The organism is Streptomyces abyssomicinicus, from assembly GCF_008974245.1.
Taxonomy (GTDB): domain Bacteria; phylum Actinomycetota; class Actinomycetes; order Streptomycetales; family Streptomycetaceae; genus Streptomyces; species Streptomyces abyssomicinicus.
The window spans coordinates 442,565-456,511 of record NZ_BBZI01000006.1 but is presented as its reverse complement, the minus strand read 5'-3'; the positions used below and the strand labels follow the sequence as shown (position 1 = coordinate 456,511).

Annotated in this window: 12 protein-coding genes, 1 tRNA gene and 1 pseudogene; 6 read left to right on the top strand and 8 right to left on the bottom strand. The window is 72.3% G+C overall.

Translation table 11 applies throughout. The features are described from left to right. Positions 1–89: 89 nt before the first annotated feature. A complete protein-coding gene (locus GBN72_RS34590; RefSeq protein ID WP_439959760.1) occupies positions 90–1,121 on the bottom strand; it encodes a helix-turn-helix domain-containing protein in 1,032 nt (343 codons plus the stop codon). A 408-nt stretch (positions 1,122–1,529) separates the two neighbouring features. Here GBN72_RS34590 and GBN72_RS09475 point away from each other — a divergent pair. After that, positions 1,530–1,606 (top strand) — tRNA-Met (locus GBN72_RS09475). A gap of 109 nt (positions 1,607–1,715) precedes the next feature. Here the strand turns inward: GBN72_RS09475 and GBN72_RS09470 are convergent. Next, positions 1,716–1,916 (bottom strand): DUF397 domain-containing protein, encoded by a 201-nt coding sequence (locus tag GBN72_RS09470; RefSeq protein WP_151771267.1) that lies wholly within the window; start codon positions 1,914–1,916, stop codon positions 1,716–1,718. Next, positions 1,913–2,758, bottom strand: coding sequence for a helix-turn-helix domain-containing protein (locus GBN72_RS09465; RefSeq protein ID WP_151771266.1), 846 nt, complete (start codon positions 2,756–2,758; stop codon positions 1,913–1,915). Before GBN72_RS09465 ends, GBN72_RS09470 begins: the two co-directional genes overlap by 4 nt. Positions 2,759–2,963: 205 nt before the next feature. Here GBN72_RS09465 and GBN72_RS09460 point away from each other — a divergent pair, with 205 nt between their 5' ends. The 5 genes and pseudogenes from GBN72_RS09460 (at position 2,964) to kilB (ending at position 6,826) form a co-directional block, all read left to right on the top strand. Continuing rightward, positions 2,964–3,362 carry an ATP-binding protein gene (locus tag GBN72_RS09460; protein ID WP_151771265.1) on the top strand — a complete coding sequence of 133 codons (399 nt, stop codon included), beginning with the start codon at positions 2,964–2,966 and terminating at the stop codon, positions 3,360–3,362. 59 nt (positions 3,363–3,421) lie between these two features. After that, positions 3,422–4,651 (top strand): annotated as a pseudogene (locus tag GBN72_RS36020) (hypothetical protein); the annotation flags it as partial. Then, complete coding sequence (locus GBN72_RS09455) at positions 4,642–5,751, top strand: DUF4132 domain-containing protein (protein ID WP_164540523.1); 1,110 nt, start codon at positions 4,642–4,644, stop codon at positions 5,749–5,751. The pseudogene GBN72_RS36020 and the gene GBN72_RS09455, both read left to right, overlap by 10 nt. After that, the gene (locus GBN72_RS09450) at positions 5,751–6,143 is read left to right on the top strand and encodes a hypothetical protein (protein WP_151771263.1); all 393 of its coding nucleotides are present in this window, start codon (positions 5,751–5,753) and stop codon (positions 6,141–6,143) included. Before GBN72_RS09455 ends, GBN72_RS09450 begins: the two co-directional genes overlap by 1 nt. Before the next feature lie 173 nt (positions 6,144–6,316). Next, positions 6,317–6,826, top strand: a complete 510-nt coding sequence (gene kilB / locus GBN72_RS09445; RefSeq protein ID WP_151771262.1) for a plasmid transfer protein KilB — start codon at positions 6,317–6,319, stop codon at positions 6,824–6,826. A gap of 151 nt (positions 6,827–6,977) precedes the next feature. On the opposite strand, the gene GBN72_RS09440 is transcribed toward kilB, so the two are convergent. The 5 genes from GBN72_RS09440 to GBN72_RS09420 all read right to left on the bottom strand — a co-directional run bounded on the left by GBN72_RS09440 (position 6,978) and on the right by GBN72_RS09420 (position 13,904). Continuing rightward, on the bottom strand, positions 6,978–8,525 hold the full coding sequence (locus GBN72_RS09440; RefSeq protein ID WP_151771261.1) for an FAD-dependent oxidoreductase: 1,548 nt from the start codon (positions 8,523–8,525) through the stop codon (positions 6,978–6,980). Between the two features lie 28 nt (positions 8,526–8,553). Next, positions 8,554–9,972, bottom strand: coding sequence for an FAD-dependent oxidoreductase (locus GBN72_RS09435; protein ID WP_151771260.1), 1,419 nt, complete (start codon positions 9,970–9,972; stop codon positions 8,554–8,556). Then, the gene (locus tag GBN72_RS09430; RefSeq protein WP_151771259.1) at positions 9,969–11,384 is read right to left on the bottom strand and encodes an FAD-dependent oxidoreductase; all 1,416 of its coding nucleotides are present in this window, start codon (positions 11,382–11,384) and stop codon (positions 9,969–9,971) included. The genes GBN72_RS09435 and GBN72_RS09430 overlap by 4 nt, the downstream gene beginning before the upstream one ends. 143 nt (positions 11,385–11,527) lie before the next feature. Beyond that, a complete protein-coding gene (locus GBN72_RS09425) occupies positions 11,528–12,364 on the bottom strand; it encodes an SDR family NAD(P)-dependent oxidoreductase (protein ID WP_151771258.1) in 837 nt (278 codons plus the stop codon). A 1-nt stretch (position 12,365) separates the two neighbouring features. Continuing rightward, positions 12,366–13,904: an MFS transporter gene (locus tag GBN72_RS09420; protein WP_151771257.1), complete on the bottom strand. Its 1,539-nt coding sequence runs from the start codon at positions 13,902–13,904 to the stop codon at positions 12,366–12,368. Positions 13,905–13,947 lie beyond the last annotated feature (43 nt).

Here is a 13,947-nt window from a genome sequence, read left to right as displayed (position 1 = left end):
CGGTCCGTGCCCGGTGCCGGACGTCAGGCACCGCACGTATCCGGCGCCAGCCACCGGATGCCGGACACCGGGCACGGACCGAGGCCCCGCTACGGAAGCGGCCGTCCCCATGCGACGGCCACCAGCCCCGCGCCGGCGTCGGCGCAGTCCCGGCACCGCTGGGGATCGGCCCCGCGATAGCCGCGGTCGCACTCCTCGCAGTTCCGCAGCGGATACCGCTCCGGCGTCGGCTCCAGGGCCGCGGCAGCGGACGGACGCAGCGGTGGCGGCGCCGGCAGGTCCACGCGCAGCCGGTACGCGACGAACGCCGCAGGCCACCGTGGCCCACCTTCCGGCAGTCCCGTGAACAGGGCCCGGCGGATCTCCCCGGAGGTGACCTCACGCTCCAGCCAGGCCACCACTCCGGGCGTGAGGTGCTCGACCTCGCACGCGGTGAACCTCAGCTCGGACACGTACCTCCGCAGCCCCGTGAGCAACTCGACGGCCCGCTCGGCCAATTCCGGTCGCGCCAGCAGCGGTTGCGGCACGGGCGGCAACGGCTTGCGCTTTCTGTGCCCGTGCCGCGGTGGCGCCGACACGGCCTTCGCCACCGGCTCCTGGGCGGACTCCGGCTGCTGCTCAACAACCGGCTGTGACACGACAGAACCGGTCCCGAAGGACGTCGCACACGAGGACGCCACCTCGACCCCGCACACCGCTTCCCTCACCACTTCGTAGGGCCGGCCACCCTCTGGCACGTGACGCCCGGCCGCACCGACATCACGACGGGCAGCGGCCTCCGGCTTGTTGCAGTACACGGTTCGCGTGACGATCCGCCCACCCGCGATGCGAACCTTCTCCCGCCGCAGGTAGCCGTGCGCCTCCAACTCCCGCAGAGCTGCCGCGATCCGCACCGCGCCCTCGCACCGGCGGCTGACCAAGGTCTTGATGCTGATGGGTGTCCCGGACGGCAGTGACTGGACGTACACGGCCAGCCCGATCGCCGTGAGCGACAGATCATCGTGCTGCGCCAAGTGATTTCCCACGACCGTGAAGTGCGTGGTGTGGCGGTGAGCCTCGTGGACCACGCCGCCACAACGGGCGGCGTCACGAGCACGGTCGGTAAGATGCATTGCACCCATCAGGAAGTTCTTGCCTTCCTCGGTGGTCAGACCCTCGTCCGGGATGTCCGTCCCGGCGGGGGTCGTCTCATGTCGCCTGTTGTCTGCGCCGAGCGTAAGCCCACGAACCACCCAACCCCGGCCGATCTGCGGCATATTCACTCAGCCGTGTGAGCGCCGAGCCCTGCCCCGCCCAGCCGTGACCGGGGAGGCAGGGAGGGGCTTGGCAGGCGTTTCTTTCCCCCGGTTCTTTGATCTTGGAGCGTCCCGACGCCCCAGAACTCGGAAACCCGTGCCCCGGTGCCCCAGCCCCCCAAGGCCCGCCCCCTGGGCCCCGAGCTGCCCCTGCTCCACACACCTCGACACCGCAAGCCGACGCAACCGATTCGCTATTTCCCCTGCCCATGCCGTACGGTCAAGACACAACGACGCGGGGTGGAGCAGCTCGGTAGCTCGCTGGGCTCATAACCCAGAGGTCGCAGGTTCAAATCCTGTCCCCGCTACCAACACTGTGGGCCGAGATCCTCTTTGGATCTCGGCCCACAGTTCTGTGCCCGAGCAGGCCGGTCCCGACCCCTGACTGTCGCGGTTGACCGGCGAGTCTCGTCCCTCCGGTCAGTCCTGGCGTGCCAGGCCGAGGAAGGCGGACCACGCGCAGGGCCGCACGGTGAGCGTGCCGCGGGCCGGAGCCTTGGAGTCGCGGATGTGGACGATGGCTGGAGTGGGGGCGACCTCAACACACTCGCCGCCCTCGCCGCCGCTGTAGCTGCTCTTGAAGTACGTGATGGACTGGACGCGGGACTGCTCGGTGTTCATGGCTCTCCTTGCAGCAACTTCTCGATGTGGCACAGCGATTGGACAGGCGACAGCGCCTGGGCTCGCAGGATTCCATACCGAACCGCCATCATGCGTACGGCTTCGCGATCGGTGAGCACCTGGCCGCTGCCTTGGCTCTCGGCGTAGGCGACCTGCTCTCCGCCAGCCGGCGTCATCAAGGTGAAGGGGCCGTCCGCGCCGGCGTGATCCTCGCTCCGAGTGAGCATGATCTGGATCTCCACGTTGGGGTTCTCGCCCACGATCCGAAGGTGCTCCAGTTGTTCACGAAGCACGCCGACGCCACCGTAAGGCCTCTGCAGCACGGACTCCTCGATCAAGAAGCTGAGCGTCGGTGCCGGCAGTCGCTCGAACATCTTGTGCCGTGCCATGCGCGCGGTGACCATCTGCTCGATCTCGGCTTCGCTGCGGCGAGGACGGCGAACGGTGAACATGGTCCGCGCGTACCCCTCCGTCTGCAGAAGCCCTGGGATCGCGAGCACCGCATAGGCGTGGAACTCAACGGCCTCTTCCTCGATCCGCGCCGCGTCACGGAAGAAGGCGGGGTACCGCGTCAACGCCACCGGCCGCTTCATCGCCAGCAACATGCCGCCGGCGTCGAGTAGTTGATCCAACTTGCCGATCATGTCGGGTCGGGCAATCCGCCGCCCCTGCTCGATCGCCGCGATCTGCGCCTCGCTGTAGCCGAGGAGCTGCCCCAGCGCGGCCTGGGTATGGCCGGCCCGCTCCCGCAGGATCTTGACCTGCCTCCCGAACGACCGCAGCAGCTCGTCGGCTGGATCCTCGCTCCGGCGTGCAACGGCCTGCTCCGGGACCTGCGTCATCGTGTTCTCCCCGTCCTCCGGCCCACCAGCACCCCGACAGGCCACCCCACGCGGTGGCACAGTGACGCTGTGTATGGGTGTCGACGCTGGTCACGGTACGCACGCCGGACCACGCTCAGGGGCCATGACGACAGAAACGCACCCATCCGGGGAGACCTGCGGGCCGTGCGCCCGCCGACTGGCGCCGCCCGTCCGGGAGCTCCGCATGACGTTCACCTCGACACCCCGCGGCGCCCGCCTGGCCCGTCGACTCGCCTCCCAGCGGCTCGACGCCTGGGGCCACCCTTACGAGTCCGACCTGAACACCACAGTGACCCTGATCGTCGCCGAGCTCGCCGCGAACGCGGTGACGCACGGCCTCGTACCCGGCCGCGACTTCAGGCTATGCCTGTGGCTCGACCGGTCCGCGGGGCTCGTGCGCGTGGAAGTGACGGACACCCGGGGTGACCGCATGCCGCTGACGTCGCCCTCGTTGCCGGCCGAGCGGGACGCGGAGTCCGGCCGCGGCCTCCGCCTGGTCTCCGCGCTGGCGAGCCGCTGGGCGGTGGTACCGCGCACGGACGGAGGACCGGGCAAAACGCTGCTTGCGGAGGTCGACATCTGATCGCGAAGACAGCGAGGTCTGCCCGTCGGACTGTCAGTGCCTCCTGTCAGCATCCCGCCATGCTGTACGACGACTCGGCGGATCCCGAAGCCCGGCTGCCCCACTCGCTGACCGACCCCGGCTTCACCGCGGACGACCAGACCGCGGTGGGGGAGCGACGGCCGTCCTCCACGCCCGACGCGTGCCGCCGGGTGTTCGAAGCGCTCCTCGAGAAGTGCGAGACACACGGCTGGGCCGATCTCACCCTGGGCCTGAACGCGCTGGAGCACTGCACGGGCCCGCTGCCCGACGTGACCGAACAAGCGCGCAAGCTGGTCGAGTTCTCACTGAGGAAGGAAACCGTGCCCCAACCTCACGCCCTGCTCGCGGTCGCCCGGATCGCTGGCCAGGTGACACTGCGCGCGGCCGTACGGCGCCTCTCCCGCGACGTGGGGCCCATCGTCGCCGACGAGATGGCCGTGGTCGCCGGCCTGTCCCGCGCCGAGCAGACACTGCTGTCCCGCGCCGATCGGGATGGCAGGTTCACCCCACCACCCCCGGACACGTGGCGCAGGCTGGCCGGCACCCCCGCCTACGTGGCGTTCACCCGCCGTGCGCTGGAATCGGCGGCCGACCGCACCGACGCGATCGCCACGGGCGAGATCCCCTACCAGGCGGACAAGGCGTTCACGGACCGGGAGATCACCGCGCTCGGACGCGCCCTGAGGGTGGCACTGCTCCGTGACGAGCCGTGGCTGCCGGAGCTGTTCGACCGCCTGCTGCCCGGCGTCGCCCTCGCCCCGACGGCGGCGGCGAAGACACTTCCCTCCCAGGCCCTCCTGTACGAGATGGTCCGCGCCGCGCAGGACTTCCCGACGCCCGAGCTGGCGACGGCGATCCGCACGGTGCGCCGGTCCGTGCGGCACGCCGGGGTGCCCAAGCAGCTCGACAAGATGCTCAAGAAGGTGGACGCGGCCCTGGCCGAACGCACCGAAGTGGCACTGCGGCTGCCGAGGCTCGACTTCGAGGCCGTCACCGTCGGCGGCTCCACCGTGGGCGGCGTCCTGCGCCGGACGGCCGGTGATCACGAGGCCGTCGTCACGGTCGCCGAGACCGCCACGCTGACCTGGGAGAAGGACGGCCGCCCGCTCCGCAGCGTCCCCGCCGCGGTGCGCCGCGAGCACCCCGCCCTGCTCAAGGAACTGCGCGACCTGGTGAAGCGCGTGAACGCCCACCTCGCGACGCTCACCCGCGCGCTGGAGGGCGGTTTCACCGTCGACGCCACCCACCCCTACCGCTGGTGGCGCGACGAGCTCGTCGGACACCCGCTCGCCCGGACCCTCGTCCGCAGGCTGATCTGGGAGATCGAGGTCGCCCCGGCGAGTGGCGAGCCGTACTCCCCGAGGCGGACGAGCCCGACGCCTCCGACGCCTCCGACGCCTCCGAGGTCTCCGACACCCTGGGCGCACTGGGCGCACTGGGCGCCCTGGACGCCCTCGACGTCGCCGACGACGCCCGCGTACGGCTGTGGCACCCGCTCCGCTCCGACCCCGGCAGCGTGCGGGCCTGGCGGGACCTCCTCACCGAGCGGCGCGTCCGGCAACCGTTCAAGCAGGCGTTCCGCGAGGTCTACCGCCTCACCCCGGCCGAGGAGCAGACCCGCGTCTACTCCAACCGCTTCGCCGCGCACCTCGTCCACTACCGCCGGATGTTCGCCCTGTTCCGGGCCCGGGGATGGAAGAGCGACCTGCTCGGCCCCTGGGACGGCGGCGACGACGCCCACGCCGAGCGGACCCTCGCGGCGGGGGAGTGGCGGGTCCGCTTCTTCCACACGTGGGCCGACTGGTCGGACGACGACGAACTCGCCTCGACCGACCAGATCCGCTTCCACCACCGGGTGGACGGCACCTGGCGTGAGGCGCCGCTCGCCGACGTTCCGCCACTGCTCCTCAGCGAGGCGATGCGCGACGTGGACCTCTTCGTCGGCGTGACCTCGATCGCCGCCGACCCCGACTGGACCGACGGGGGACCCGGGCGCACCTACTGGGAACGGGCCGGCTTCGCCGAACTGACCGAGAGCGCCGAGGCCCGCCGCGACGCCCTGCAACGCATCCTGCCCCGCCTGAAGATCGCCGACCGGTGCACCCTCGCGGGCCGCTTCCTCGTCGTCCGGGGCGACCTGCGCACCTACAAGATCCACATAGGCTCCGCCAACATCCTCATGGAACCGGACGACAGCTACCTCTGCATCGTCCCGGCGGGCCGCCCCGCGGCCAGGAGCAGCGCCCAGCTCTTCCTCCCCTTCGAGGACGACCGGCTGTCCCTCATCCTCAGCAAGGCGTTCCTGCTCGCCGCCGACGCCGGCATCACCGACCGGTCCATCCTCACGCAGATCGAGCGAGGCGCCTGATGGCCACCGTGACGTTCCGGGACGAGACCGCGACCGGCAGACCGGTCACCGCATGGCAGGTCACCGGCCTGCCGGAGCGGATGACGGTCCGCGAGCTGATCACCCTCCGGATCCGCGAGGAGGTCACCCGCCACAACGCCCGCCCCAGTGACCGCTTCACCGGCCTCGTCCGCCCCGACGACGCCGAGACGGACCGCGACGGGCACCGCCTCCGCGAACCCCGCCGCATCGACTGGCGGCGCCAGGCCGAGATTGCCGAACGCGCCTTCCTGGCCAACGGGTTCTTCGTCCTGGCCGGCGACCGCCAGGTGGACCACCTCGACGACGTCGTGGACCTCACCACCGGCCCGGACCTGGTCTTCATCAAGCTCGTCGCCCTCGCGGGCGGCTGAACGCGACCCGCGCGCATGCGGAACGCCTTTCCTGCACCCCTGGCCAAGGCGCCCGGAGCCCGGAGTGACGGAGCGCCTCGGCCGACGTGGTCGCCGGGGGCGTCGGCGGCGGCTGTTCCTTCTACCTGATCGAACCTGTGCCCGCGGCCGGTGCCATGTGGTTCGCTGGCGGCATGGTCGTCATCGCCGCAAGCCTCATCGCAGTGCTGGGCACGCTCCTCGGCGCGGGAGCGACTCACCTGTTCCAGCGCAACACCCTGCGACGCGCGGAGGAGACCGCTCGGAACGAGAAGCTCAGGCAGGAACGGATAGACGCCTACTGCGCGTTCGGCGGTGCCCTGGCCAACTACCGCCGCGGGCAGATGGATCACTGGTTCGCGGACAGGGGCCATGACGGACGCGTGGCGAGCGAGACCGAGATCCATGAACTGCGCAGGGAAGCCCAGCGTTTGAGGGCTGCGGCCATGGAGGCGATGTTCCGCGCCGAACTTCTGACCGACTCGCCCGAGTTGGCCTCCCTCGGACGTGAGGCACTCAAGGCGGCCGACGGCATCGACCGGGCGGCGTCGCGGGCCGAGTTGGATCGGGCACGAGACGAGTCCCGGAGGTTGATCTACGGCTTCATCGCAGACGCCAGGTCACACATTCCGGGGCTCTCCACCGAGCTGGCCCTCGACCGGTAGCCGCTGCCGGGGGCGGGTTCTCCCGCCGAACGGGACTCGCGGGGCCTCGCCGTCCCCGACACCGACGACGCCGCACCTTCCACCACGGGCAGGTGCGGCGTCGTGCCGGTACCGGCATTGGTCACGGCATTGGTACCGGGAGACGGTCAGGTCAGGCGTCCGCCGGCCGGCGCTCCGTGGAGGCGACGCTCAGGTCCGTGCGGAGCGGGGCGGCCGCGACGTTCCGGCCGACGATGCGGCCGGACACCATCGCCCAGCCGATGTGCAGGCCGTGGTTGAGCAGCTGGAGGCCGCCCTGGCCGGTGGACCCGGCGGCCCACAGGCCGGGCACCGGCGTGCCGTCCTCGCGTATCACGCGCAGCTCGTCGTCGACGCCGAGGCCGCCGTCGGCGAGCGTGACGTAGGCGTTCATGGGGCCCAGCGCGTAGAACGGGCCCTGCGTGACGCCCTCACCCAGGTGTTGGCGGCCGTGGTCCTCGTCCCTGCCGTCCCGCACGCTCCGGTTCCACCGGTCCACCGTGGCACGCAGGGTGGCCGGGTCGACGCCGATCCTGCCCGCCAGCTCCTCCAGGGTGTCGGCACGGTGGTACACGTCCGGCCTGAACCGCTTGTAGTCCTGCACGTACGCGTACGCGACGCCGGGGAACGTGGAGACCGGGTTCGGCCACGCGGAGAACTTCCGCGCGATCCGCTCGTCGAACACCATGAACCCGGTGTTGCCGCCCGTGGCGGCCACCGCCCGCGCCATCGCCGAGTCGGTGTCCTCGTTCGCCAGGCGGCGCCCCGCGTCGTCCACGAGGATCGCCCCCGCCCGGTATATGGTGACGTTCGGACCGATCCAGCTGGTCAGCGCGCCCCGGATCACGTACGCCAGCAGGTTCTTCGGCAGCCGCTCCACCACGAAGCGCATCACCCGGTTCAGCGCGGGGACCGCCGGCAGCATCTTGATCAGGTCCGGCCGCTTCGACGGCGCGAACCGCAGGCCCTCGTAGAGGCGGTCCATCTGCAGGGTGAACCCGCCGGCCTCCTCGCCCAGGTGGAACCCGTCGCCGGTGTTCGCCGGGTTCACCGGCGGGATCCGCGCCGCGTCCTCGCCCACGTGCTTCGCCTTCAGCTCCGTGGAGGCGGAGTAGTCGCCGGTGGTCAGGACGACGCCCCGGCGCCCGAAGAAGCGCGTGCCGTTCGCCGCCGCACCGACGATCTCCCCGTCGGCGTTCCGCAGCAGCTCGTCCACCGGCATCGACGTGCGGATCTCCACACCCAGCCGCCGGCACTCCCGCAGCAGCGCGTCACGGTAGGCCCGCGAGTTCGGCAGCACGTTGTGCATGCGCGGCTTCTCGTACGGCGGCTCCGGCGTCGGGCCCAGGAACTGCACCCCCAGCGACGACAGCCACTCCACCGTCGGCCCGGCGTTCTCGGCCAGGATCCGCCGCAACGACTGGTTCTCCCGCGCCTCGAACGGGCCGTTGGCCGTCTTCATGTCCTCGACGAACAGGTCGATGCTGTCGTTGACCCGCGCCCGGAACTGGTAACTCGTGTTCGCCGCGGTGAACGACCCCACGGACAGCGCGGTGGAGCCACCCACGTCCGGGCACTTCTCCAGCACGACGACCGACGCCCCGCTGCTCGCCGCCGAGATCGCGGCCGCCATGCCGGAACCGCCGGCTCCCACGATCAGGACGTCTGCGGTGTGGACCATGATTCTTCTCCTCGTCAGGTTCCGTGGCTCAGACGCCGGCGGTCACGCCGGCCGGTGGACGGGGCTCGGCGCCCGTGGCCCGGGCGGCGCCCGCGACCCGGGCGGCGCTGCGCCCGGCCCGCCGTCCGGTGATGTAGGCAGGGGCGAGGCCGCCCGCGTACCCGAGGTTGGACAGCCCGCCGATGTCCGCCCCGGCGGCGTGCAGGCCGGGCACGGGGCGGCCGTCGGGGTCCAGGACCCGGGCCTGGTCGTCGACGCGCACGCCGCCGAAGGTGAAGGTGATGCTGGGCTGCACCTTCAGCGCGTGGAACGGGCCGGTCCGCGGGGCACGGGCCCGGGAGGACACCGGGTGCCCGCCCGCGAACCCGCCGCCGGCGGATGCGGCCGCCACGTAGTCCTGGAGGGTCCGCCCCAGGACGGCCGGGTCGATCCCCCAGGCGGCCGTCCGCGCGACCAGGTCCTCCAGGGTGTCGGCCCGCGCGTGCAGGGCCCCGTTGTCGACGGCGACCTGGTAGCGGTCCACGGCGCCGAGCCCGGGGAAGGGCTCGTCGGTGCCGACGGTGGTGCGCACGTGGTCGTCGAAGACCAGCACGCCGCCCGCCTGCGGCTGGTGCAGGAGGGCCTGGTTGAGGATCTCGTCGCCCAGGGTCTCGTCGACGAACCGGCGGCCCTCCATGTTCACCAGGACGGCGTGGTCGGAGTAGTACTGCGAGTTCGGCAGGAAGTCCTGCGGCTCGAAGCGGTTCACGGGGGACCCGATGAGGTGTCCGTAGAACGTGCTCATCGCGGTGGTGCCGCCGGCCCCGGCCTGCCGGGCCAGGCGCAGGCCGTCGCCGACGCTGCCCGGGTTGGAGCGCAGCAGCAGCCGGTCGGCGTTCGGCCCCATCGCACGGGTCAGCTCGTCGCGCGCCCCCTGGAAGCCGCCGCCCGCCAGCACCACCGCCGGGGCCTCGTACCGCACCCGGCCGCCCTGTGCGGTGCGGGCCAGCAGACCCGTGACCGCGCCGTCGTCGTCCAGCAGGACCCGCAGCGCCGCCGTGCCGGTGCGGCACACCCCGCCGCCCGCCTCCACCTGGGCCCGGCACCAGGCCAGGATCGCGAGAATGTCCGTGGAATAGCCGATGCCGAACGTCATGATGTCCGTCTTCGGCGTGTCGGAGACCCGCTCGCCGGTGGCGTGCAGCTCCTCCAGGCACTCGGCGTAGTCCTCGACGACGGCGCGGCCCAGGGACTCGTCCCCGAGGGGGACCCGGCGCCGGTAGGCGTCCAGGTCGGGCGCCGTCCAGAACATGCCGGCCGACAGGGCGGTGGACCCGCCGAACGTGTCCTGCTTCTCCAGGAGCGCCACCCGGGCGCCCCGCCGCGTGGCCGCCACCGCGGCCGAGGAACCGGCGATGCCGGACCCCACCACGACGACGTCGAAGCCCTCCGTGCGCACGGCGCTCATGCCGCGACCTCCTCCTGCTCGCTGCTGTTCCCGTGCTGCGGCTCGGTCCCGGCGAGGGCGGCGCCGAGCATGTGCCCGAACACCGCGCCCTTGCCCAGGGACGTGCCGGTGATGTAGGTGGCCCCGTGGAAGCCGCCCACGACCTCCCCGACGGCGTACAGGCCGCCGATCGGCTCGCCGTCGACGGTGGTGACCCGCGCGTCCGGGGTGACGGTCACCCCGCAGTAGGTCGTCGTCATCAGGGCCTTGGCCGGGTAGGCGTAGTACGGCGGGGCGTCGATCGGCGTCAGCTCGCCCACGCCGTTGCACAGGCCGGTGCGCCCCTGCTCGTCCGCGGCCGTCCCGGCCACGGCGGCGTTGTACCGCTCGACCGTGGCGACCAGTTCCCCGGGGGCGACGCCGGCCAGGCGGGCGACCTCCTCCAGGGTGTCGGCCTCGTGCAGGTGCCCCAGCTCCTCCAGGGCGTCCATGTCCTTCAGGGGGATGCCACGGTGGGACTGCGCGCGCACCCGGGAGTCGAACACCTGGACGCCGAGTCCGTCGGGCTGGCCCAGGACGGCCCGGCCCAGCGACTTGTAGTCGATCGACTCGTCCACGAACCGCCTCCCGGCCGTGTTCACGACGATCGCGCCCATGTAGTAGGCGGTCAGCAGCTCGTGGAACTCCTCACCCGTCTCGGGGTGGGAGCCGTAGGTCGCCGCCACGAACGACATGTCCGCCATCCCCGCGCCCAGGCGCCAGGCCATGCGCAGGCCGTCACCGGTGTTGCCGCGCCCGCCGTACGGGATGGCCGCCAGCTGCTCCGGCGCGAAGACCTTCAGCATCTCGGTGCCGCGGCTGAACCCGCCCGTGGCCAGCACGACGCCCCGGCGGCCGTACAGCTCCACCGGCCCGTCCGGGCCCTCCGCCAGCACGCCCACGACCCGTCCGCCGTCGTCGGTCAGCAGACGCCGCGCGGCCGTGTCCGTCAGCGTGCTGCCGCCCGCCGCGGCGAACGCCGCGTGCAGGGTCGCCAGGACGTCCTTGATCTCGCTGTTGTGCCCGCGAGCGGCCGACATCCCGGAGCTGATCGCCACCTCGCGGAAGCGCACCCCGTGGTCCTTCAGGAACCGGTGGGCCGCGTGCTGGTGGGCCAGGTAGGCGTCCACCAGGGCCGGGTCGTTCAGGTGCCCGCCGCCCTCCAGCAGGTCGTGCCGGAACAGGTCCTCGGAGTCCTCGACGCCCCCCTCGGCCTGTTCCGGGGTGCCGGAGAAGGCGAACCAGCCGCCGCTCATCGCCGAGGAGCCGCCCAGCGAGGGCTGCTTCTCGACCAGCAGGACGTCCAGCCCTGCCTCGGCGGCCGTGGTCGCGGTGGTCTGCCCGGCGATGCCGGAGCCCAGGACCACCAGGTCGTGCTCACTGCGGTGCTTCATGGTGCGTCGCTCTCCTGGTCGAGGCCGGTGCACGAGGTGGGTGCACGGGGTCGTGGCGCGGGGTTGTGGCGCGAGGTCGTGCCGCGGAGTCGTGGCGCGGCCGCCCGGGCCCGGGGCCGGGGCGGGGGCGGACCGTGGCGGGGTCAGGCGCGGGGGGCCCAGCCACCGTCGACGTCGATGCTGGTGCCGGTGATGTAGGACGCCTGCGGGGACAGCAGGAACTCCACGGCCGCCGCCACCTCCTCCGGGCGCGCGTACCGGTGGGCCGGGACCTGGTCCACGATCGGGCCGGTCGGCGGGACCTGGCCCATCATCGGCGTCCCCACGAACCCCGGGGCGACCCCGTTGACCCGGATGCGCCGCCCGGCCAGCTCGTGCGCCAGACTGATCGTCAGGTTCGCCAGCGCGGCCTTCGAGGCCCCGTAGACCATCGCCGACGGCAGGAACGGCGGGTACGGGGCGCCCGCCGGGCCGCCGGTCCCCGTGCGCCCCGCGATCGACAGCAGGTTCACGATGCTCGCGCTGCCGTCGTCGGGCATCAGGGGGGCGGCCTCGCGCACCAGGAAGAACGGCGCGGCCACGTTGACCGCCATGACCTGGTGGAACAGGTCGTCGTCGATGTCGGCCAGCTCGATCTTGCGGCCCTCACGCTTCGGGGAGATGCCGACGGCGTTCACGACGGCTCCGAGCGGGGCCAGAGCCGAGGCCGCCGCCGCGAGGTCCGCGTTCACGGCCGACGACGTCAGGTCGCCGCCGAAGCCGAGGTGGCCCTCGCCGGGCAGACCCTTCGCGGTGGCCTCGGCACGGGCGCCGTCGACGTCCGCGACGACCACGCGGTAGCCGGAGCGCGCCAGCCGGGCCGAGATCACGGAGCCGATGCCGCCGGCGCCGCCGGTCACGATCGCCGAGCGCCCGGAAGGGGAGGCCGGCGAGGCCTGCGGGCTCCGCGCGGGTGCGGGCTGGGCAGGGGTGGTGGTCATGTCAGACACCTCCGACGGTGTGGTCCGCCTGCCGCGGGGCCGCGGACAGGGCGTTGCTGGTGGGGGTGGCCTGCTCGGCCCGGTCGTCGGCTCGGTCGTCAGCTCGGTCGTCGGCGTGGTCGCCGGCCGGGTCGGCGCCCCCGTCGTCGGCGCGGTCCGGGTCACGTCCGTCGGCGAGGTCCGCGTCACGGCGGCCGTCGAAGTGGTGGCGCTCGCCCTCGAGCGTGCGGTAGTCGCCCATGCGGGCCATCACGAGCAGCGCGACGACGATCGTCACGGCCCAGAAGACCGTGATGCCGAGCGTGGAGCCGCCCGAGACGTCCAGCAGCCACGAGGCGAGGAACGGCGCCGGGGCCGCGAACAGGAGGTTGGTGCCCGTCAGGGCAAGGGCCGAGCCGGTGTAGCGCATGCGGGTCGGGAAGGCCTCGGCGAACAGGGCGCCCTGCCCGGCGTTGCCGAACTGCGCGCACACCAGGGCGAAGGAGACCATCAGCAGGGCCGCCGGGAAGCTGCCGGTGCCGACCACGGGGAAGAACACCACGGCGGCCACGAGGGTGCCGGCCGAGCCCGTCATCAGGACCCGGCGCCGCCCGAAGCGGTCCGCCGCGCGGCCACCGCACCAGATCGCCACGACCGAGCACAGGTTGGCGATCGTCACGATGGTGAACGTCTGGCTGCGGGAGAAGCCGATGCCCGTCAGGTAGCTCAGGCCGTACACGCTCACCACGTAGAACGTGATGACGATCGGGGAGAACGCCAGGATCAGGCGCACGATCGTGGCGCCGTGGCCGCGCAGCACCTCGGCCGGCGTGCTGGTCGCGGCCGCGGCTTCCGCCACGTCCTCCCGGAAGACCGGGGTCTCCTCCACCTTGAACCGGATGTAGACGCCGACGGCGACCAGCAGGATGCTCGCCAGGAATGGGACGCGCCAGCCCCAGGACATGAACGCCTGCTCGCTCAGCGTCGCCGACAGGAGCGTCAGCGCCAGATTGGCGGCGACCTGGCTGATCGGCGAGCCCATCGCCATCAGGGCCCCGTAGAACGCGCGCCGGTCCCCCGGCGCGTGCTCCATGGTCATCAACTGGGCCCCGGTGGCCTCCCCGCCGAGGGCGAACCCCTGGACGAAGCGCATCGCCACCAGCAGGACCGGCGCGGCCACCCCGATCTGCGAGACCGACGGCAGCAGCCCGATCACCAGGGAGGCCAGCCCCATCGAGACGAAGGTGACCAGCAGGATCCTGCGGCGCCCGACCTTGTCCCCCAGGTGGCCGAAGACGATGCCGCCCAGCGGGCGGGCGAAGAAACCGACGCCGAACGTGGCGAACGAGGCCAGCAGGCCGGCCGCCTCACCCATCCCGGTGAAGAACAGGGCCGGGAAGACGGTGGCGGCCATGGCGCCGTAGACGGCGAAGTCGAACCACTCCAGCGCGGACCCGAAGGTCCCGCTGGCCACGGCCCTGCGCGCCTGCGGCGGCGCGGGTGTGCGCCCGCGGCGGCTGCCGGGGGACCGCTGGTGGGCCTGCTGCTGGATGGTGCTCATCCCGAAACCCCTTCGTCTCGACACGGAGCGAGCGCGGTGCGGT